General features: G+C 61.3%; 19 protein-coding genes, 2 tRNA genes and 1 pseudogene. 12 read left to right on the forward strand and 10 right to left on the reverse strand.

Going from position 1 to position 19,479, the window contains the following annotated elements; genetic code table 11:
• Nucleotide 1 precedes the first annotated feature (1 nt).
• From BGK68_RS15210 to BGK68_RS15230, 4 genes are all read left to right on the forward strand, one after another.
• The gene (locus tag BGK68_RS15210) at nucleotides 2-1,969 is read left to right on the forward strand and encodes a branched-chain amino acid ABC transporter ATP-binding protein/permease (protein ID WP_075257791.1); all 1,968 of its coding nucleotides are present in this window, start codon (nucleotides 2-4) and stop codon (nucleotides 1,967-1,969) included.
• 2 nt (nucleotides 1,970-1,971) lie between these two features.
• The gene (locus BGK68_RS15215; RefSeq protein WP_075257792.1) at nucleotides 1,972-2,700 is read left to right on the forward strand and encodes an ABC transporter ATP-binding protein; all 729 of its coding nucleotides are present in this window, start codon (nucleotides 1,972-1,974) and stop codon (nucleotides 2,698-2,700) included.
• A gap of 527 nt (nucleotides 2,701-3,227) precedes the next feature.
• Entirely contained in the window at nucleotides 3,228-4,598 is a 1,371-nt protein-coding gene (gene ltrA, locus BGK68_RS15225; protein ID WP_075257535.1) for a group II intron reverse transcriptase/maturase, read from the forward strand.
• A 142-nt stretch (nucleotides 4,599-4,740) separates the two neighbouring features.
• Nucleotides 4,741-5,532 carry an alpha/beta fold hydrolase gene (locus BGK68_RS15230; protein ID WP_075257793.1) on the forward strand — a complete coding sequence of 264 codons (792 nt, stop codon included), beginning with the start codon at nucleotides 4,741-4,743 and terminating at the stop codon, nucleotides 5,530-5,532.
• Nucleotides 5,533-5,579: 47 nt separating this feature from the next.
• Here the strand turns inward: BGK68_RS15230 and BGK68_RS15235 are convergent, their stop codons facing one another.
• Nucleotides 5,580-5,777, reverse strand: coding sequence for a hypothetical protein (locus BGK68_RS15235; protein WP_075257794.1), 198 nt, complete (start codon nucleotides 5,775-5,777; stop codon nucleotides 5,580-5,582).
• A 57-nt stretch (nucleotides 5,778-5,834) separates the two neighbouring features.
• Here BGK68_RS15235 and BGK68_RS27520 point away from each other — a divergent pair, with 57 nt between their 5' ends.
• The 3 genes from BGK68_RS27520 (at nucleotide 5,835) to BGK68_RS15250 (ending at nucleotide 8,184) form a co-directional block, all read left to right on the forward strand.
• Nucleotides 5,835-6,359 (forward strand): helix-turn-helix domain-containing protein, encoded by a 525-nt coding sequence (locus BGK68_RS27520; RefSeq protein WP_075257795.1) that lies wholly within the window; start codon nucleotides 5,835-5,837, stop codon nucleotides 6,357-6,359.
• 255 nt (nucleotides 6,360-6,614) lie between these two features.
• Complete coding sequence (locus BGK68_RS15245) at nucleotides 6,615-7,694, forward strand: helix-turn-helix domain-containing protein (protein ID WP_075257796.1); 1,080 nt, start codon at nucleotides 6,615-6,617, stop codon at nucleotides 7,692-7,694.
• Nucleotides 7,675-8,184 carry a PIN domain-containing protein gene (locus BGK68_RS15250; protein WP_075257797.1) on the forward strand — a complete coding sequence of 170 codons (510 nt, stop codon included), beginning with the start codon at nucleotides 7,675-7,677 and terminating at the stop codon, nucleotides 8,182-8,184. Before BGK68_RS15245 ends, BGK68_RS15250 begins: the two co-directional genes overlap by 20 nt.
• A 42-nt stretch (nucleotides 8,185-8,226) precedes the next feature.
• On the opposite strand, the pseudogene BGK68_RS28680 reads toward BGK68_RS15250, so the two are convergent.
• The 4 genes and pseudogenes from BGK68_RS28680 to BGK68_RS15270 all read right to left on the reverse strand — a co-directional run bounded on the left by BGK68_RS28680 (nucleotide 8,227) and on the right by BGK68_RS15270 (nucleotide 9,910).
• A pseudogene (locus BGK68_RS28680) lies at nucleotides 8,227-8,583 on the reverse strand (Wadjet anti-phage system protein JetD domain-containing protein).
• Nucleotides 8,584-8,664: 81 nt separating this feature from the next.
• A tRNA-Lys gene (locus BGK68_RS15260) sits at nucleotides 8,665-8,740 on the reverse strand.
• Between the two features lie 74 nt (nucleotides 8,741-8,814).
• A tRNA-Lys gene (locus BGK68_RS15265) sits at nucleotides 8,815-8,890 on the reverse strand.
• 192 nt (nucleotides 8,891-9,082) lie between these two features.
• On the reverse strand, nucleotides 9,083-9,910 hold the full coding sequence (locus BGK68_RS15270) for a class I SAM-dependent methyltransferase (RefSeq protein WP_075259848.1): 828 nt from the start codon (nucleotides 9,908-9,910) through the stop codon (nucleotides 9,083-9,085).
• Between the two features lie 180 nt (nucleotides 9,911-10,090).
• Between BGK68_RS15270 and BGK68_RS15275 the strand changes: the two genes are divergently transcribed.
• Nucleotides 10,091-10,906, forward strand: a complete 816-nt coding sequence (locus tag BGK68_RS15275) for a MetQ/NlpA family ABC transporter substrate-binding protein (RefSeq protein WP_075257798.1) — start codon at nucleotides 10,091-10,093, stop codon at nucleotides 10,904-10,906.
• Nucleotides 10,907-11,044: 138 nt separating this feature from the next.
• Nucleotides 11,045-11,185: a hypothetical protein gene (locus BGK68_RS28030; protein WP_198937209.1), complete on the forward strand. Its 141-nt coding sequence runs from the start codon at nucleotides 11,045-11,047 to the stop codon at nucleotides 11,183-11,185.
• Between the two features lie 41 nt (nucleotides 11,186-11,226).
• On the opposite strand, the gene BGK68_RS15280 is transcribed toward BGK68_RS28030, so the two are convergent.
• Nucleotides 11,227-12,756, reverse strand: a complete 1,530-nt coding sequence (locus BGK68_RS15280) for a methyl-accepting chemotaxis protein (protein WP_075257799.1) — start codon at nucleotides 12,754-12,756, stop codon at nucleotides 11,227-11,229.
• 850 nt (nucleotides 12,757-13,606) lie between these two features.
• Nucleotides 13,607-14,104: a DNA-deoxyinosine glycosylase gene (locus BGK68_RS15285; RefSeq protein ID WP_075259849.1), complete on the reverse strand. Its 498-nt coding sequence runs from the start codon at nucleotides 14,102-14,104 to the stop codon at nucleotides 13,607-13,609.
• Nucleotides 14,105-14,369: 265 nt separating this feature from the next.
• Here BGK68_RS15285 and BGK68_RS15290 point away from each other — a divergent pair, with 265 nt between their 5' ends.
• From BGK68_RS15290 to BGK68_RS15300, 3 genes are all read left to right on the forward strand, one after another.
• Entirely contained in the window at nucleotides 14,370-15,119 is a 750-nt protein-coding gene (locus BGK68_RS15290) for an SDR family oxidoreductase (protein WP_075259850.1), read from the forward strand.
• 74 nt (nucleotides 15,120-15,193) lie between these two features.
• Nucleotides 15,194-15,640 (forward strand): Mpo1 family 2-hydroxy fatty acid dioxygenase, encoded by a 447-nt coding sequence (locus BGK68_RS15295; RefSeq protein WP_075257800.1) that lies wholly within the window; start codon nucleotides 15,194-15,196, stop codon nucleotides 15,638-15,640.
• A gap of 143 nt (nucleotides 15,641-15,783) precedes the next feature.
• Entirely contained in the window at nucleotides 15,784-16,236 is a 453-nt protein-coding gene (locus BGK68_RS15300) for an outer membrane lipoprotein (RefSeq protein WP_075257801.1), read from the forward strand.
• 70 nt (nucleotides 16,237-16,306) lie between these two features.
• Here BGK68_RS15300 and BGK68_RS15305 read toward each other — a convergent pair whose 3' ends face one another.
• From BGK68_RS15305 to htpG, 3 genes are all read right to left on the reverse strand, one after another.
• Nucleotides 16,307-16,897, reverse strand: coding sequence for a GNAT family N-acetyltransferase (locus BGK68_RS15305; RefSeq protein WP_075257802.1), 591 nt, complete (start codon nucleotides 16,895-16,897; stop codon nucleotides 16,307-16,309).
• On the reverse strand, nucleotides 16,875-17,399 hold the full coding sequence (locus tag BGK68_RS15310; RefSeq protein WP_075257803.1) for an FUSC family protein: 525 nt from the start codon (nucleotides 17,397-17,399) through the stop codon (nucleotides 16,875-16,877). Before BGK68_RS15310 ends, BGK68_RS15305 begins: the two co-directional genes overlap by 23 nt.
• Before the next feature lie 156 nt (nucleotides 17,400-17,555).
• Nucleotides 17,556-19,466 (reverse strand): molecular chaperone HtpG, encoded by a 1,911-nt coding sequence (gene htpG, locus BGK68_RS15315; RefSeq protein WP_075259851.1) that lies wholly within the window; start codon nucleotides 19,464-19,466, stop codon nucleotides 17,556-17,558.
• Nucleotides 19,467-19,479 lie beyond the last annotated feature (13 nt).

Below are 19,479 nucleotides of genomic sequence, written 5' to 3' on the forward strand. Positions count from 1 at the left end.
CATGAACAAGAAAATCCTGCTGCTGTCCTTGCTGGGCGTTGTCGCGCTGGGCGGCATTCCCATGGTGGTGCACAACCCGTATTACCTGCACCTGATCGAAACCATCCTCATCTACGCCATCCTGCTGTTCGGGCTGGACATCGTGGTCGGCTACACCGGCCAGGTCTCGCTGGGCCATGCCGGCCTGTTCGGCATCGGTTCCTACGCGGCTGGCGTGCTCTTCTTCAAGCTGGGCATGCCGATCTTCGTGACGGTGCCGGCGGCCATTGCCGTGACGGCTGTGTTCGGCGCCATCCTGGCGTTGCCGGCGCTGCGCGTGACCGGGCCTTACCTGGCCATGGTGACGCTGGCCTTTGGCACCATCATCCAGATCCTGATCAACGAAATGACCTTCCTCACCGAAGGTCCGCTGGGTATCAAGCTGCAAAAGCCCATGATCGGTGGCGACAAGATGAGCGAAGTGCAGTTCTTCTACCTGGTGGCGATCCTGATGGTCTTCTCCATGCTGGTGGTGCACCGTATCCTCAAGTCCAACCTGGGGCGCGCCTTCCAGGCGCTGCGCGACAGCCCCATCGCCTCGGACTGCATGGGCGTGTCAGTGTATCGCTACAAGGTCTACGCCTTCATCATCAGCGCCGCTCTTGCCGGTCTGTCCGGAGCCCTGTACGCGTATTCGGAAGAGTACATCTCGCCCAATACCTACAACTTCGAGCTGACCATCATGTTCTTGCTGGCGGTGATCATGGGCGGTCGCAAGTCGCGCATCGGCTCGCTCATCGGCGCGCTGATCGTGGTGATGCTGCCCAGCCTGTTGTCCGATATCGCGCTGTTCCGTCAGATCGCTACCGTGCTGGCGGTGATTGTAGTGGCCGGTGCGGGCGTCCAGGTGGCGCGCAAGACCAAGACCGTGCGCGCCGTGGTCGTGCCGGTAGTGGCGACCATCGCCATGGCGGCCTTCTCCTATAAGCTGGAAAACATCACCGACTGGCGTCTGACCATCTTTGGTCTGATGACCCTGTTCGTGGTGTATTACCTGCAGGACGGTATCGTCGGCTTCTGCCGCACCCTGTTTGGCCGCGTGCTGACCAAGCATGTGCCGGTGGCCCAGCAGATCGCCGGTGACAAGGAGCGTGCCGTCATCACGACCGACTCGGTCAAGGATGCCGGCGCGACGCTGCTGAAGGTCAACCAGATCCTGATGCAGTTCGGCGGCCTGAAGGCGCTCAACCGCGTTGACCTGGATGTGCGCAAGGGTACCGTGCATGGCCTGATCGGACCGAACGGTTCCGGCAAGAGCACCATGATGAACGTCTTGACCGGCATCTATCGTCCCACCGATGGCGTGGTGGAATACGATGGCCGCCCGATCTCCGGCAATGTGCCTTCGGCCATCGCCCTGGGCGGCGTGGCGCGTACTTTCCAGAACGTGCAGCTGTTCGGTGAAATGACGGCGACTGAAAACGTGCTGGTGGGCCTGCATCACACCTTCAACAGCAATGTGGTCGATGTGATGGTCAATACGCCGCGTTATGTGCGCGAAGAGCAGGCTGCACGCGAACGCGCAGCGGCCATCCTGGAGTTCGTCGGCCTGGCCAACCTGGCCAATGAAGAGGCGCGCAACCTGCCCTACGGCAAGCAGCGCCTGCTCGAAATCGGCCGCGCACTGGGCCTGAACCCGAGCCTGCTGCTGCTGGACGAACCTGCTGCCGGCCTGACCGCGCCGGACATCAAGGAGCTCGTCGCCATCATCCGCAAGATCCGCGAAGCCGGCATCACCATCATCCTGATCGAGCACCACATGGACGTGGTCATGTCGATCTGCGATACCGTCACCGTGCTCGACTTCGGCCAGAAGATCGCCGAAGGCAAGCCGGCCCAGGTCCAGGCTGACCCCAAGGTCATCGAAGCCTACCTCGGCAGTGGCGCAGGCGATGCCCACGACAACACATCCAGCCCCGCGGGAGCCTGAACATGCTGACCATTTCCAATCTGCACGCCGCTTACGGCAAGGTCGAGGTGCTGCATGGCATTTCGATGGAGGTACCCAAGGGCAAGGTGGTGACCCTGATCGGTTCCAACGGCGCCGGCAAGACCACCACCATGCGCGCCATCTCCGGCATGATCAAACCGAAGGGCGGGGAAGTCACGCTCGGCGGCAAGAACATCACCGGCCTGGATTCGCACAAGATCGCCCGCTTCGGGCTGGCGCATTCGCCCGAAGGGCGGCGCGTCTTCGCCACCATGAGCGTGACCGACAACCTGCTCCTGGGCGCTTTCCCGCGCTTCACCCGGGCGCGTCCCAAGGGCGACATCGCCCATGACCTGGAGCGTGCGCTGGAGCTGTTCCCGCGCCTGAAGGAGCGGCAGGCCCAGTTGGCCGGTACGCTCTCGGGCGGCGAGCAGCAGATGCTGGCCATGGCGCGGGCGGTGATGCTGAACCCCGAGGTGATCCTGCTGGACGAGCCCTCCATGGGGCTGGCGCCCATCCTGGTCGACGAGGTCTTCCGCATCATCGTGCGTCTGAAGGAGCAGGGCGTGACCATGCTGCTGGTCGAACAGTTCGCTGCGGCAGCGCTTAATGTTGCGGATTACGGCTATGTGTTGGAGAATGGCAAGATATCCGTACATGGACCCGCCGACAAACTGCAGAACGACCCGGCGGTCAAGGCCGCCTATCTGGGCGGCGGTGCGCATCACTGATGCCTGGCGACGAGCCCGCCTCAGCATGCGCACAGCGTGATACTGGGGCTCGCACGTCGCCTGGCTGACAGCGTGTCCGGTATATTAAGGGGGAGGCATACCTCTTGAATGCTGTTTAAGGCGCACCCTCGGGTGCGCCTTTTCTTTGTGCGCCCAGCATGGGCGCACTCCTGCGGGTGCAAGTCCCGCCATGAGCTGGTCACAGTGAATGAAGTGAAGCGCAACTGCATGAGGGCGACCAAGTGTGGGAAGGAAGCGTGGAGCGTAAATCGCGAGCCGATGAACAAGAATCGCATAGAAGGCGCTGCCGAGCAGGGCGAGCGGGCAAAGAACCGCGAAGCTCTTGTGACCAAGGCGAAGCGGCGTAAATGCGGCGGTTGTGCGATGAAGGAGTGCGTTCTTACCTGGGGAGACCTCGCCTCACGCCTGAAAGGGCGACGGTGTGAAACCGGAGCGAGGAGTCAGCAGAGGCCATAGTAGCCGCCATTTGGGGGTGAAGGGCCGAACGAGTAGGAGGACCGAAGGCCATGTTGCTCGGAGGTGCATTGCATCAGAAGCCTGCGCAAGCAGGGCGCGACGCGGTAAGGCGAGGTGAAGCCACGCCCGAAGGGTTGCGTGATGAAGCACAGACGGCGCATCAAGACACCGGAGGTCCGGGGCGAGCAGGCCTGCTGGAGCAGGTGCTCGCCAGAGCCAATCTGGTGAAGGCGTGGAAGCGCGTCAAAGCCAATGGCGGCAGTGCCGGGGTGGATGGGAAGTCGATCACTGAGACGGCGCAAGACCTCAAAACGCAATGGCCTAGGATACGGGAAGCGTTGCTGGATGGCAGTTACCGGCCGGAGCCGGTCAGACGAGTCCAAATCCCGAAACCTGAAGGTGGCCTGCGTGAATTGGGGATCCCGGCGGTCAGGGACAGGCTGATCCAACAAGCTCTGTTGCAAGTATTGCAGCCCATGATTGATCCGAGCTTCTCGGAACACAGTTACGGCTTTCGTCCGGGACGGCGGGCACGGGATGCGGTGCTGAAGGCACAGCAGCATGTGCAGGCTGGCTACCGGGTGGTGGTCGATGTGGATCTGGAGAAATTCTTTGATCGGGTCAACCACGACATACTGATGGAAAGGCTATCGAGGTGGATTGCGGACAAGGCCGTACTGCGGCTGGTACGTCGCTACCTGGAGGCTGGGATCATGGATGGCGGGGTGGTCAGCGAACGCTACGAAGGTACGCCGCAAGGCGGGCCGCTGTCGCCGCTGCTGGCCAATGTGGTGCTGGATGAGGTGGATCGAGCATTGGAGAGACGGGGACACCGCTTCGTGCGCTATGCCGACGACTGCAACGTGTATGTACGCAGTTTGAGCGCGGGTGTACGGGTGCTGGAAGGCCTGCGCAAGCTCTATGGGCGACTCCACCTGAAGGTCAACGAAGCCAAGACAGCGGTGGCGCGTGCGACTGGCCGCAAGTTCCTGGGATATGCCCTATGGCAAGGCCGGGACGGACAGATCAAATGCGCGGTGGCGGGCAAGGCGATGAAGACCTTCAAACAGCGTATCCGGGAGTTGACGCGTCGCACGTGCGGGCGCAGCCTGTCGGAGGTAGCGGAACGGCTGCGGACCTATATGCCGGGTTGGAAGGCATACTTCCAGCTGGCGCAGACGCCACGGGTGTTCCGTGAACTCGACGAGTGGATCAGGCACCGGCTACGCGCCTTGCAACTCAAGCACTGGCGTCGAGGGCCTACGATATACCGGAAATTGCGGGCGCTGGGCGCCTCGGAGGCGGACGCCGCCAAGGTGGCGGCCAATAGCTGTCGATGGTGGCGCAACAGCTACCATCGACTGAACCGAGCCATGCCCATCGCTTACTTCGACCGGCTCGGGGTGCCTCGGCTCTGTTGACCTCAACGACTCGAACCGCCCGGTGCGGACCCGCACGCCGGGTGGTGTGGGAGGGGATCGGCCAGGTTCTGGCTGCCCCTATCCCGATTGTGCCGTTGGCGCAACCAGTGTGGGCGTCGCCTGTTTCCATGGGGAGGTCGAGATGAGTGAGGCCAGGCATCACCGTATCGAGGTTGGCGCGGTCAGCCTGCATGCCAGTAGCTGGGGCCGGCTGGATGGCCCGCTGCCGGCCATCGTCCTGCTGCACGATTCGCTGGGCGCGGTGTCGCTATGGCGTGATTTCCCCTTGCAGCTGTCGCAGCAAACGGGAAGGGCAGTAGTGGCCTACGACCGTTATGGCTTCGGTCAGTCCAGCGCGCGCCAGGATCGTCTGGCGGCCGGTTTCATTGCAGAAGAAGCCCGGCCATGGCTGCTGGCGGTGCTGCAGCAACTGGGCTTGGCCCAGGTGGTGCTGTTGGGCCACAGCGTCGGTGGCGGCATGGCCATCTCCGCCGCGGCGGCGCTGCCGGAGCGGGTGGTGGCGGTGATCACCGAATCGGCCCAAGCCTTCGTCGAGGACCGCACCCTGCAAGGCATACGCAAGGCGCGCGAACAATTCGCCCATCCGGACCAGTTGGCCCGGTTGGCGCGTCATCACGGCCAGGATCTGGACAAGGCGCAGTGGGTGCTGGAAGCCTGGACCGAGACCTGGCTCGCGCCGGAGTTTGCCAACTGGTCCCTGACGCTGGCGCTGGCGCGTCTGCACTGCCCGGTGCTGGCTATTCATGGCGACGAGGATGAATACGGATCGCTGGCGCACCCGCAGAGGATCGCCACGCAGCCGCAGGCATTTCCCGGGCAGGGGCGCAGTCTCATCCTGCCAGGTTGCGGCCACGTCCCCCACCGGGAGCAGCCCGATGCGGTGCTGCGCGCCGTTGCGGATTTCCTGCGCTGAAGGCGATCCCGCAGGCCGAAAACAGCCCCGTGCAGAGGGTCGCGCGGCTATTTCTCCTCTTTCAGATCCTGCTGATAGGCCTGCAGTCCCCTCAAATACATGAGACGGACGAAAAGTGCCTTTGAGCGGTAACTTTGTCTCGCAAAGTGTTCTGCTTCTTCGAATTCCGCCGGGGTAAGTCGAAAATTAACCAGACGGGATGTTCCATTTGCGGGCTTGCGTTCGGATTGTTGCGTCGCTGCCATAAGATGTCTCCTGGCTTGTTGGTCCAAAAGCAATATCCTAGGAGAGGTCCTTTTCATATGTCATCGAATAAAAGCGAATATTTGACAACACTTGGTGATAGGTTGGCCAAAGAGCGCAGCCGCTGCGGCCACACCCAGAAATCCATCGCCGATAATCTCGATATCACCGCACGCACTCAGATCAAGTACGAAATTGGCGAAACCGCCCCCGACGCCTACTATCTGCACGGCCTGGATGCGATCGGCATCGATGTCACCTATGTGTTGACCGGTGTACGCGGCGCCACGCCCAGCCCCGAAGAGAGTCAGCTCATCGCCTGCTACCGCAGCGTCGACAAGGCCACGCGCAGCGCGCTGACACAACTGCTGGCCGGCATGGCCGACATGGTCAGGGCCAGCCGCAAGAAGCGTGATTTCTTCGCCGTTCCCGAGGAGGTGCGGGTCCGTCCCGGTCGGCAGCGCAAGTTGCCGGTGGGCCGTCCTCGCAAGCAGAAGGATTTTCTCAATGAAGTCCGTACCAAGGAGGGAGAGGGCAACGAGGGCGCCGAAACCAATGCAAGCGGTGAGAGCGTGCAAGATTAGCCTGCGCTTGCAGGCGGCAGAAATATCAAAAAGCACCGTGATCGCTCATGGTGCTTTTTTGATATTGGTGGCGGGGTATGGCAGAAACTCAAACAGTTTATCTCAACGGTGCCGAAACGTCCCCATCGACGTCCGTATCATCGTGGAGGCAGTCACCCCCTAGTGATGCCACGGCCTGCGAGATGGGCGGCGCTCTCTTTGATTTAAAAATTTGGTAAGATAGAGACTGTTTTAAACCCAGCCCAAGGAGGCGTCATGATTGCAGATCGCATTCGTCAAGCACGATTGGCGGCAGGTCTGACCCTGAGTGCGTTGGGCGATCAGGTGGGTGTTTCTCACACCGCCATCCAGAAGTACGAGAAGGGTCTACTGACACCGTCGTCGACGCAACTGCTCAAGCTGGCCCGTGCCTGTGGCATCCGTACTGAATACTTCTTCCGCACGCATACGGTTGAACTGCTGCATCCCGAGTTCCGCAAGCTCGCGTCCTTTGGCAAGACGGCGCAGGATGCGCTGAAGATAAAGGTCGTCGAGTTGGTGGAAAGGCGCGTGGAGTTGCTCAGCGCATTTCCCCGACTGCCGGTCCCGGCGTTTGCGCCGCCCGCGAATCTGCCCCAGCACATCGCCTCGCTGGATGAGATCGATGCGTTCTCGGATACGGTCCGCAACGCTTGGCAGTTGGGGTTGAATCCGATTGCTGACCTCACCGACACCCTCGAAGGCCTTGGCTTGCTGGTCATCGTGGTCGATGAAGATAACCCGGGCTTTTCTGGCTTGACGGCTAAGGCACGGACCGAAGATGGGCGCGAGTATCCGGTCGCGGCTGTTTCCAAGCGCTGGCCCGGTGATCGGCAGCGGTTCACGCTGGCGCATGAGTTGGGACATCTGCTGCTCGGAGGACGACTGGCTGAGGGCATCGACGAAGAGAAAGCCTGCGACTGGTTCGCCGGTGCCTTTCTGGCTCCGCGCGTCGCAGTGTTGCAGTTGCTTGGGGTACAGCGCCATGCGCTGGAATGGCAAGAGCTGTATGTGCTCAAGCACGAGTTCGGTCTGTCGATGACCGGATGGCTGCAGCGCGCCAAACAGTGTGGCGTGATCACCGAGACCGTTCATCTCTCTATGTTCAAGCGGTTTTCGGCCAGGGGCTGGCGCAAGACCGAGCCTGGCCAGCCCCTGCCGCAAGAGCACCCAAGACTATTTGATCAGTTGGTGTACCGCGCCTTGGCTGAGCGATACATTTCCGAAGGCAAGGCGGCGGAACTGCTGGGCATTCCGATGATGCGCTTCCACAAAGAACGCCAGATGGAGTCATCGGATGCGGTTGCTCATCAGTGATGCGAACATCTTGATCGATATGGAAGCGGGAGCGTTGATGGAGACGCTCTTCCAGCTGCCAATGCAGTTCGGTATCCCTGATCTGCTGTACTACGAAGAAATTGAACCGGGCAGCCCTGGCCTTGAAGACCTGGGCTTGCAAATCATGGAGGTCAACGGCGACTTCGTGGCTTATACAGAGCGGTTGGCTGCCCAGTACAACCGTCTGCTTCCCGCGAAAAACGGTCCCAAGCCCAGTCACAACGACTACTTGGCATTGGCGCTTGCGAAGCAAGAGGCTTGCACCTTGCTGACCGGCGACGCCAATTTGCGGATGGTTGCCAACAAGGAGCAGGTCAGCGTCATGGGTACCATTGGGTTACTGTGCGCCATGATCGAGAACCAGCTACTGTCGGTCGACGACGCCTTCAAGGCGCTTGACCGCATGAAGTCTGGCAAGCGCCGGCTGCCCTGGCCGGAAGCCGAAAAAGTGCTGAACGCGTTGCGTTGATAGGTTCTGCCATTGGCAGGCAATCATTGTGGGTCAGTGGCTTTAGGCCAATGTCCGCTGCGACACACTGCGTGCGGTAGCCCAGTCGATCCGCTCCTGCTCCAAGCGAACGTTTTGCCCCCAGCGCTGCTGCTTGAGGTCCCGCTAGAGTTGCTGCTCTTGTTCTGTCAGTAGCGCCAGTTCCGTTGCTGGATGCTGCGTCGATTCGTCCACCCACAACGCTTTGTGTTGCAGCAAAGTGTCTTCGTCCATGAGCGCAGATTGCAACTCTGGAATGTATGAATGGGCTCGATGCAGGTCATGCGCTACGGCTAAGAAGCTGGAGCCGATTCCGAGAGAAGAGCGGGGGAGGGCGACCGGGGAAGTTCCTGCCAGTCCGCTGGAGCCGGGGGGGCACACGCAGAATGTGCGGGAGCCCTGTGTCTCTTGCAGGACGCACAAATGAAAACGCCCAACTGATAACAGTTGGGCGCTGAAATTTGGTGGGGCGTCACAGATTCGAACTGTGGACCTACGGATTAAGAGTCCGCTGCTCTACCAGCTGAGCTAACGCCCCGTTCGCCGATCCCGCCAGAGGCAGGATGACCGGGAATATAAAAAGGCCTCTATTGAGGAGGCCTTTTGGAAATTTGGTGGGGCGTCACAGATTCGAACTGTGGACCTACGGATTAAGAGTCCGCTGCTCTACCAGCTGAGCTAACGCCCCATTGCTGCACTCGTTGTTGCTGTGTGCTGCAAGAGAGAGCGCATTATAGGTGGGGGGCGGGGGTAGTGCAAGCATTTTGTGAACAAAATATGAAAATATTTTATCTGCCCACGCTCACCCCCCTCCGCTGCGCCCCGGCTGTGGCGCGTTTTCCTCACTGTCATCCCCGTCCTGGGGGCATGAAGAGCGGCCTTACTGCAACGCCGACTTGATCCCGTTCACCCACGACTTGGCCGGCAACTTGGTCTGGGTCTCGATGAGTGCCGCACGCGCATACAGCTCGGGGAAATCGAACCGGACCTCGCCCTTGAAGGCCAGCGCCACGACATTGCCGTCATGGACTTCCGGCAGCGAGACCACGGTATCGAAGGCATATTCCATGGCGCGCAGATTCTTGGCATAGCTGGGATGATCGCCGAACAGGTTCACCGTCATCACGCCGCCGTCCGCCAGGCTGTCGTAGCAGGCCTGGTAGAACTCGGGCGTGTCCAGCACCGGCCCGCGCGCCGTGGCGTCGTAAAGGTCTACCTGCAGCGCATCGATGATGCCGTGGCTGGCGGCATGGACGATGAAGTCCATGGCGTCGCTCTCCAGGATCATCAGGCGCTCGTCCGGCTCGGGCAGCTTGAACATGCTGTGGCAGATCGTGATCACGGCCGGATTCAACTCCACCGCCGTCACCTGCGCCTGGGCGAACTGCCGATAGCTGAACTTGGTCAGCGCGCCCGTCCCCAGGCCTAGTTGCACGATGTGGCGCGGGTCGCGATTGAACAGCATCCAGGCCATCATCTGCTGGGCGTACTCCAGTTCGATCCAGTCCGGCTTGCGGATGCGCATGGCCCCCTGCACCCATTCGGTACCGAAGTGCAGGTAGCGCACCCCCTCCAGTTCGGACAGGGTCACGGGCGCGTACTTGATCTTGCGCGGCTTGCTGGCGTCGGCTTCCAGCTGCTGGCGGCGACGGTTGGGGCCGGCCTTGGTATTGGCCTGGGCTTCGATGGATTTTCTTCGGATAAGCATGATGTGAATGAATCTGGCCAGGCGCACGAGGAAGGTGCGGCCTGCGGATGCCGAATGATACCTTGCCCAGCCCCCGGTCAGCGGGGCAACGCACTTTGCGCATATCGACATGCGGATTCATTCCTTCATCCGGCTGCGCCCTCGTGTGAGCATGCGGGGCTCATCATTCCCGGAGTTTCCATGCATTTCGCTTCCTACTTCAAGCGTCTCGCCGTCGTTGGCGCCCTGTCTCTGGCCCTGGTCCCGCAGCTTGGCCAGGCGCAGGACAAGCAGAAGATCAAGGTCGGCATCTCGGTCGGCAGCGCGGAAGCCATCTTCGAGGTCGTCAAGAAGGTGGCCGCTCGCGACGGGCTGGAGCTCCAGACCGTGGTCTTCAGCGATTACCTCCAGCCCAATGCCGCGCTGGCGGCGGGCGACCTCGACGCCAACGCCTTCCAGCACCGTCCGTATCTGGAAAGCCAGATCGCCGCGCGCGGCTATCGCATCGTGCCGGTCGGGCTGACCATCACCGCGCCGCTGGGCATTTATTCGCGCAAGTTCCGTTCGGTCGAACAGCTGCCGCAGGGAGCCGCCATCGGCATCCAGAACGATCCCTCCAACGGCAATCGCGCCCTGCTGCTGTTGCAGAAAGCCGGGCTGATCCGGCTCAAGCCCGGTGTAGGTGAGAATGGCGTGAACGCGACGCCGCTGGACGTGTTCGAGAATCCGCGCAAGCTCAAGCTGGTGGAACTGGACGCGGCGCAGCTGCCACGCTCGCTGGATGATCTGGCGGCCGCATCGATCAACAATGACTATGCCTTCAAGGCCGGCCTATCCCTGCAGAAAGACACCATTGCCGTGGAAGACCCGCGCGGGCGTTATGCCAACATCATCGCCACCCGCGCCGAAGACAAGGATCGTCCCTGGGTCCGTAAGCTGGTGCAGGCCTACCACTCCGAGGAGGTGCGCAAGTTCATCGAGACCGAGTTCAAGGGCTCGCTGGTACCAGCCTTCTGATGCTGGCCTTGCCGCCGATGCGGCTGGCGACCCTGGCCACCCCAGCCGCTCAACCGCCCGTGCATCGGGCGTTTTTTTGTGCGCTTGCCGACGCAAAGAGCGCCCAGCCGGACCGCACTCTATTACACTGCGGCCATCATGCTCAAGAACATCATCCTCTGCCTGAAGCTTGCCCTGGTGTTTGCCGCCATCGTCTTCTTTGCCAAGGCGCTGCAATACCTGATCTTCAACGGCGGCTTGTCGGGCGAGTTTTACGATTATCTATTCTTCCGGAAATAGCCTCATGCGGAAGCGCTCGCAGATTGAATGCTGGCAAGGCGCTAGGTACGGAATATCGCGACGGCCTTGCGCAACTGCTCTACCTGTCCCTGCAGCGAGCCCGCTGCTGCTGCTGCCTGTTCTACCAGCGCAGCATTCTGCTGCGTGACATCGTCCATTTGAGTAATCGCATCATTGATTTGCTCAAGCTCGTTGCTCTGTTCATGTGAGGCCTCGACGATCTCATCCATGATGTGGGTCACGCGTCCGATTTCGCGGCTGACTCGCTCCATTGCCTCGCTGGCGCGCCCCACCAATTCCGTCCCGCCACGTACCCGATCTGCCGACGTTTTGATCAGGTCCCTGATTTCTTTGGCCGCAGTCGACGAACGTTGCGACAGATTGCGAACCTCGCTCGCAACCACCGCAAAACCACGTCCCTGTTCACCTGCGCGAGCTGCTTCCACCGCCGCATTCAAGGCCAGGATATTGGTTTGGAATGCAATCCCTTCCATGATGCCGATGATCTCGGAGATCTTGTTCGAACTTTCCTGAATGCCGGTCATCGTGTGGACCACCTCGGCAACAAGCTTGCTGCCCTCGATGACTATATTGGACGTGCTAGTGGCAAGGCTGCTCGCCTGGTCGGCGTTGCTGGCATTATGTTTGACGGCTTCGGTGAGCTGTTCCATGCTCGCCGCAGTCTGCTCTAACGCTGCGGCCTGTTCCTCGGTGCGAGATGACAGATCTATGTTCCCCTGGGCAATCTGCGTAGAACCGACCGCGACCGCATCTGAGCTTGAACGAATCTTGTAGATCATTTCCGTCAGGCTTTGGCGCATACGTGCAACTGCCGCTAGCAAGCTGGTTCTGTCGCCCTGGCGCAGATCGATGGCGAAGCCCAAATCACCAGCCGCGATGCGATTCATGACTTCTCCGGCGTAGATCGGCTCACCACCGAGTGTCCCGGTTAGTCGTCGAATGATCTGCCAGGAAATAAGTCCGATGCCGATGGTGACCAATCCGATCAATCCGATCAGGATTCCACCGATATTCCAGAATGTGGTGTCGATATCATCTGTGAAAACGCCAGTCCCGATCCACCATCCCCAGGGCTTGAATTCGATCAGGCCATTCATCTTCTGGACGACGGCTCCTGTTTCAGGGTGTTTGGCTTGCACCATGATGACCGGTGTCCGCTCCCGATTGAGCATTTCCTGATAGAGCTCGCCATCCGGTCGGCCATCTGGCGCCCGGCCCATATTGATTTTTCCAATCACCGTTGGATCACGGTGGATCAGGGTCAAGCCGTTGGGTCGCCGCGCCCAGAAAAAACTCTTGGCGGTGTAATTCAACTGGTTCAATGCCAGCTTGGTTGCCGCCTGAGCTTGCTCGGTCGTCATGTTTCCGGCGACCTCTTCTTGATGAAAATGGGTCGCCAGGTGGTTCGCCATCTCAAGCAGATTGATGATCTGCTCGCGTTTGTCATAGAGCATTGCCTGGCGAAGGCTGTAGAGCCCGCAGCTCCCGATCGCAAGAAGCCCCGCGAGTGCAACCATGGTGAGCACTATCAGCCGTGTCGATACTTTCATAGGGTTCCACTTGGACGCATCCCGTTTGCCACGAATGTGCGCGTGCTGTCAGACGAGCCAGGCTGCAGTTCTATATCCGGCCTTGTTGCAGTGATGGTTTGCCGCAAGCCTTGGTAGTTAGAATCCGCTGACTCACGCCTCATTGCTTTCGCGGCCTGGTCTGAGCTGTTTGTCATCACACTCGACACCTTGTGTGCAACGGTTTGACGTGCCAGCCTTTCTGGAAAAAAATGGTCAACTGTTCGTCCAACTACATCGGCCTGACGCTTAACTAGCCTCTATCGTGCGTCCGGTCATGTCTTGACGGTCCACATATTCTTGCCTCTTGTCGTCGCTGCTTTCGCCGTGCGGGCGGAAGCAGGTGTTCAAGTATCACTCGTCATAAAGTGAAAATAATGAAAAATATGTTAAATATGATGGTCAGTATACTGTTTAATGTTGCACTTACCGCATATTTTTAATATTCATTGTTATGCGGAAGATCAAGAATGCAGGGGATTGCAGTGCTTGGCGGAGATGGGGCGCACAGCTTGTCCCTGGCTTTTTAACGCAGAGCCTTGACGCGCGCGGGTTGGAGTCATGATGTGATGAGCAGGGCGAGCTGCTTGCGACCCGATGCTTGGCGATTGCTATCCTGCTTGTAGAATCAGCCAAGGTGTGAAATCCGCAGGGGCAATAGACCGCGCCCAAGCCTGCATATGCTCAACCGGCCTACGAGCCTTCGTCGATTGCCGTCAGATGGCTACGCTGGGCGGGTAGCGGCAATGGAATGTCGATGCGCCTGGATAGGGCGCACAGACTCCCTGGTCAAGGGAAGTTCTACGACTACCTGCTGTTCAGGAACAAGCTCTCACTTAAGACTGGCTACTTGGGCGAGTTGCCGCCAGCTAGCCAGTTTCTGGGCATAGGAGAGTGCGGCATAGGCCGGGCTGCTGGAGGGCAGCAGCAGGATGCGGTAGCGTCCGGCCTGTTCGCCCAGCGCTTGCAGACCGATCTTCCCGGCCGTGCCGCCGTTGAAGGCGATCGTTTCCAGGGCGGGCAACTGGGCCAGCAGCGTTTGAAGGTCGTTGCGCGAATGATCCCGGATATCGCTGTCCAGGCTGCCGATGCGGCGCGCCTGGGCAATCACGTCCCATAGGCCGACGCGATGTGCCAGCAGGGTTTGCAGGCGCGTCGGGTAGTCCATTGCGTACAGGTCCGCGCCGAGCACCTCGCCGACCAGCTTCCAGAACGCGTTGCGCGGATGCCCATAATACTGGCGCATCTGCAACGAGGCCGCGCCCGGCAAGCTGCCCAGGATCAGGGTACGTGTATCGCGCGCCACCACCGGGGGAAAGCTCGCCAGCAAGGGATCGCTGGCAGTGAACGTCAGCGGGGAGGCGGGAGCAGAAGAGGGGATGGTTTTGCGTGCAGCCATGATGCCGGAGAAGATGAAAAGAATTTCAGCAAGCGCTCACGCCGTTCCCCGCCATGCACAATGGTGCGGCGGCTGCACGGGGCGCGTGCTTGCGGCAAAATGCACATCTTAACGTAAGCCCTAACGAAGCTTGCAAGCTACCGCATCCGCAGTGTCGCGGGGCATTTCCGATTTTTCAGTTCAGGGAGACATGAACATGGCAGATAAAGTCATCCTCGTCACAGGCGGCAGCCGTGGCATCGGCGCGGCCACCGCGCTCCTGGCCGGGCAGCGCGGCTATGCGGTCGCGGTGAACTATGTGAGCAACCGCGCGGCCGCCGACGCGGTGGTCGCGCAGATCCAGGCCGGCGGTGGTCGGGCTATCGCAGTGGGCGGTGACGTGGCCCGTGAGGGAGATGTGTTGCAGCTCTTCGCCATCGTCGATCGCGAACTGGGGCGCGTGACCGCCCTGGTCAATAACGCCGGCGTGCTGGACCATCAGTCGCGCCTGGAGGACATGAGCGCCGAACGCATCAATCGCGTGCTCATCGCCAATGTGACCGGCAGCCTCCTGTGCGCCCGCGAAGCGGTCAAGCGCATGTCCACCCGCCATGGCGGACAGGGTGGGGCCATCGTCAACCTGTCTTCGATGGCGGCCAAGCTGGGTGGGCCCGGGGAGTATGTGGACTACGCTGCCTCCAAGGGGGCCATCGATGCCTTCACCATTGGTCTGGCCAAGGAAGTGGCCGCCGAAGGCATCCGTGTCAATGCGGTGCGTCCCGGTCTGATCTATACCGATATCCACGCCAGCGGCGGCGAGGCCGGGCGGGTGGACAGGCTCAAGGACGCCGTGCCGATGAAGCGCGGAGGAAGCGCCGCCGAGGTGGCCAACGCCATCCTGTGGCTGCTCTCCGAAGAGGCTTCCTATGCCACCGGCACCTTCATCGATGTCTCTGGCGGCCGTTGAGCGCGGCGGCCAGTCGTGCCAAGCTTGAACTCCGATCCTTGAACCCCGATCCCCGACCCACAGCGGAGGCCAGCATGCATTCTTCCCGTTCCGAACGTCCCGTCGATGTGCTGCTGGCGCGCTATGCCCAGAGTCACCGCCATCCCATGAATGAGCGCATCCACTGTATCTGCGTGCCGGCCATCGTGTTGTCGCTGCTGGGATTGTGCTGGAGTCTTTCTCCGGCCGTGGCGCTGGTGGTCGCGGCGGCTGCGTTGGCCTACTATCTGCGCCTGTCGCCGCCTTTCGCCGTGGGCATGCTGACCATGGCGGCGCTGATGCTGGTGTTCCTGGCGCGCTTGCCTGCCGGGGCGGTGCTGCCGGTATCGGCGGTGATCTTCGTGCTGGCCTGGGTAGGGCAGTTCATCGGCCACCGGATAGAGGGGCGCAAGCCTTCCTTCTTCGAGGACCTGCGCTTCTTGCTGATCGGCCCGCTGTTCGTGCTGGCCTTCCTGTACCGTCGCTGGCGCATCGCCTATTGAGGCGTCAAACATCATCTTTGTATTAAGATGTAAGAAGTTGTTGGCGCAAACGGAAAATGCGCGAACATTGCACATCCGTGCGCACCTGCCGGATGCCACGCCGCCCGAAGCCGGGCTCCTAATTCAGTCGGAGTATTTTTGTTATGAAGAAATTGCTTGTGATCGCAGCCCTGGGCTCCCTGGTGGCCGGCTGCGCCGTGACCCCCAATTCGGCCAGCGTCTACAACACCCGCCAGGCGCAGGGCGAGCAGACGGTACGCATGGGCGTGGTCGAGTCGATCCGTAACGTGACCATCGACAAGGGCTCGTCCGGCGTCGGCACCCTGGGCGGCGCGGCGCTGGGCGGTATCGCCGCCGGCTCCAATATCGGTGGCGGCAATGGCGCCCTGGCGGCCGGCATCGTCGGCGCCCTGGCCGGTGGCGTGCTGGGCAACCAGGCCGAAGCGCACCTGAGCAACCGTCCCGGCCTGGAAATCACCGTGCGCCTGGATAACGGCGAACTGCGCGCCATCACCCAGGATGCCGACGAGCCCTTCCGCATAGGCGAGCGCGTGCGCCTGCTGTCCAACGGCCGCACCACCCGCGTGACGCACTAAGCGCCGTTACGCTGGCCGCTGGTTGCAGCAGCAAAAAAGGTAGGACTGCGGTCCTGCCTTTTTTTCGTCCTCAGCCGGCTGGCTTGTTCTGCGCCAGCCACTGCTGGCGCTCGATCCGGTAGAGCCGGTGCAGGCGCAGCCGATGGCCCGGCGGCAGGCGTGGATGGAGGAAGTCCTCGCGCACATCGCATTGCATGCCCAGCCTTTGCATCACGGCCAGCGAGCGCTGGTTCTCCGCTACGGTAAAGGAGACGATCTGCGCCAGTTCCAGCGTCTCGAAGCCATAGCGCAGCGCACAGCGCGCCGCTTCGCTGGCATAGCCCTGGCCCCAGCAGGCGGGCGCCAGGCGCCAGCCGATTTCCACGGCCGGTGTGAAGGGAGCGGCAAACGCCACCCGCATCAGGCCCACCAGGCCTGCAAATTCGGTCACGCCGGGGATTTCCAGGGCCCACGCGCCGAAGCCGTGCTGGGCGAAGTGCTCCTCTATCCGGTCGACCAGGGCATCGCTCTCCTGGCGCGACAACGGCGCCGGGAAATGCTGCATGACCTGCGCATCGGCATTGATGGCCGCCATCGGCGCGCGATCCGACGCCCGCCAACGTCGCAGCAGCACGCGCGGACCGCGCAGCAGCGGCGACTCAGGCGCCGGCAGCGGGACCATCGTCAGCCTCCTTGCGCTTGACCAGCCAGATATAGACCACCGTCTGCAACAGCGCCACCGTACTGCCCACGATGACTTCACCCACCCGCATCAGCGCCAGGTGCAGCTCCTCGTTGAGGCCCTGTCCGCTGAAGGCGGCCGATAGCAGGATCACCACCGTGGCCGGCCCCAGCCGCCAGTTGCTGGGATAGTTCTGCAGCAGCATGGCCACCACTACCGCTGCGGTGAGCGCGGCCAGCATGGCCAGGAAAGTCGGGCCGAACAGGACCAGCGCGATGCAGGAGACGATGCAGCCGGAAAGGGTATTGATCAGCCGCGCCCGGAAGTTGGCCTTGGCTACCGTCATGTCCGGTTCGGTGACGATGATCAGCGAGATCATCGCCCAGTAGGGCTCGGCAATGCCCACCGCGCGCAGGCCATACCAGAGGACCAGGCAGCCCGAGAGGATCTTGATCAGGTAGACCAGGGCGTTCTTGCGTGGATTGATGAAGTGCAGTTCCATGGAGCGGGCCGGTAAGCAGAGGATCCGATGTTATCGATGAGAGACAGGCCAGGCAAGCCAGCAAAAAAACACCGCCTTCCGGCTGGACCGGAAGGCGGTGTCATCGTTCCCGGCCCGTGATCGGGGGCGGCAAGCTTAACTTGCTTAGTTGCTTGCTTACTTGGTGGCCATGGCCAACAGCATGTCGTTGAGGCGCTTGACGAAGCTGGCCGGATCGGCCAGCGCGCCACCCTCGGCCAGCAGGGCCTGGTCGTACAGGATGTGCGACCAGTCGTCGAAGCGGGCTTCTTCATACTTCAGGCGTTGCACCAGCGGGTGGTCCGGGTTGATTTCCAGGGTCGGCTTGGATTCCGGCGCGGCCTGGCCGGCGGCCTTCAACATACGCACCAGGTTGCCCGACAGTTCATTCTCGTCGGCCACCAGGCAGGCCGGGGAGTCGGTCAGACGGAAGGTCACGCGCACTTCCTTGGCCTTGTCGGCCAGGGCGGTCTTCATCTTCTCGACCAGGTCCTTGTACTCGGCCTGGGTCTCTTCGTGCTGCTTCTTCTCGTCTTCGTTTTCCAGCTTGCCCAGGTCCAGGCCGCCCTTGGCCACCGAGGCCAGTTCCTTGCCGTCGAAGTCGGTCAGGAAGGACAGCATCCATTCGTCCACGCGATCGGTCAGCAGCAGCACTTCCACACCCTTCTTGCGGAAGATTTCCAGGTGCGGGCTGTTCTTGGCGGCTTGCCAGGTCTCGGCGGTGACGTAGTAGATCTTGTCCTGGCCTTCCTTCATGCGGCCCACGTAGTCGGCCAGCGAGACGTTCTGCACGTCGCTGTCGTTGTGGGTGGAGGCAAAGCGCAAGAGCTTGGCGATGCGCTCCTTGTTGGCCGCGTCTTCGCCCACGCCTTCCTTGAGCACCTGGCCGAACTCGGTCCAGAAGGTGCTGTACTTGTCCTTCTGCGCCTGCTCGTCGCTGTTGGCCAGTTCTTCCAGCAGGCTCAGCACGCGCTTGGCCGAGCCGTCACGGATGGCGCGCACGTCGCGCGACTCCTGCAGGATCTCGCGCGAGACGTTCAGCGGCAGGTCGGCCGAATCGATCACACCCTTGACGAAGCGCAGGTACACCGGCATCAGCTGCTCGGCGTCATCCATGATGAACACGCGCTTGACGTAGAGCTTGATGCCGCCGCGCTTGTTGCGGTCCCACAGGTCGAAGGGGGCGCGCGCCGGGATGTAGAGCAGCTGGGTGTATTCGCTGCGGCCTTCCACGCGGTTGTGGGTGTAGGCCAGCGGTGCGCCGAAGTCGTGCGAGACGTGCTTGTAGAACTCTTCGTATTGTTCCGGGGTGATCTCGGACTTGCTGCGGGTCCACAGGGCGCTGGCCTGGTTGACCGTTTCCAGCTCGTCCTTCTGGACGGTTTCCTTCTTCTCTTCATCCCACTCTTCCTTGTTCATCTGGATGGGCAGGGAGATGTGGTCGGAATACTTGCGGATGATGGACTTCAACTGCCAGGAAGAGAGGAACTCATCTTCACCTTCACGTAGGTGCAAGATGATATCGGTGCCGCGGCGCGGCTTGTCGATCTGTTCGATCGAGAAGTCGCCCGCGCCTTCGGATTCCCAGCGCACGCCCTCGGAAGCCGGGGTGCCGGCACGACGCGTCTCGACCGTGATGCGGTCGGCGATGATGAAGCCGGAATAGAAGCCCACGCCGAACTGGCCGATCAGGGCGGCGTCCTTCTGCTGGTCGCCGGACAGGCGCGAGAAGAATTCCTTGGTGCCCGACTTGGCGATGGTGCCCAGGTGCGAGATGGCTTCCTCGCGGTTCATGCCGATGCCATTGTCGGAGATGGTGATGGTGCGGGCGGCCTTGTCGAAGCTGATCCTGATCTTCAGTTCGGGGTCGTCCTCGAACAGGCTGGCGTTGTTGATCGCCTCGAAACGCAGCTTGTCGGCCGCGTCGGAGGCATTGGAGACCAGCTCGCGCAGGAAGATTTCCTTGTTCGAGTACAGCGAGTGGATCATCAGTTGCAACAGTTGCTTGACTTCGGCCTGGAAGCCCATGGTCTGTTTTTCGGTTGCCATGTTGAGGTCCTTA

This window comes from Herbaspirillum camelliae (assembly GCF_001929405.1).
Classification (GTDB): domain Bacteria; phylum Pseudomonadota; class Gammaproteobacteria; order Burkholderiales; family Burkholderiaceae_D; genus Herbaspirillum; species Herbaspirillum seropedicae.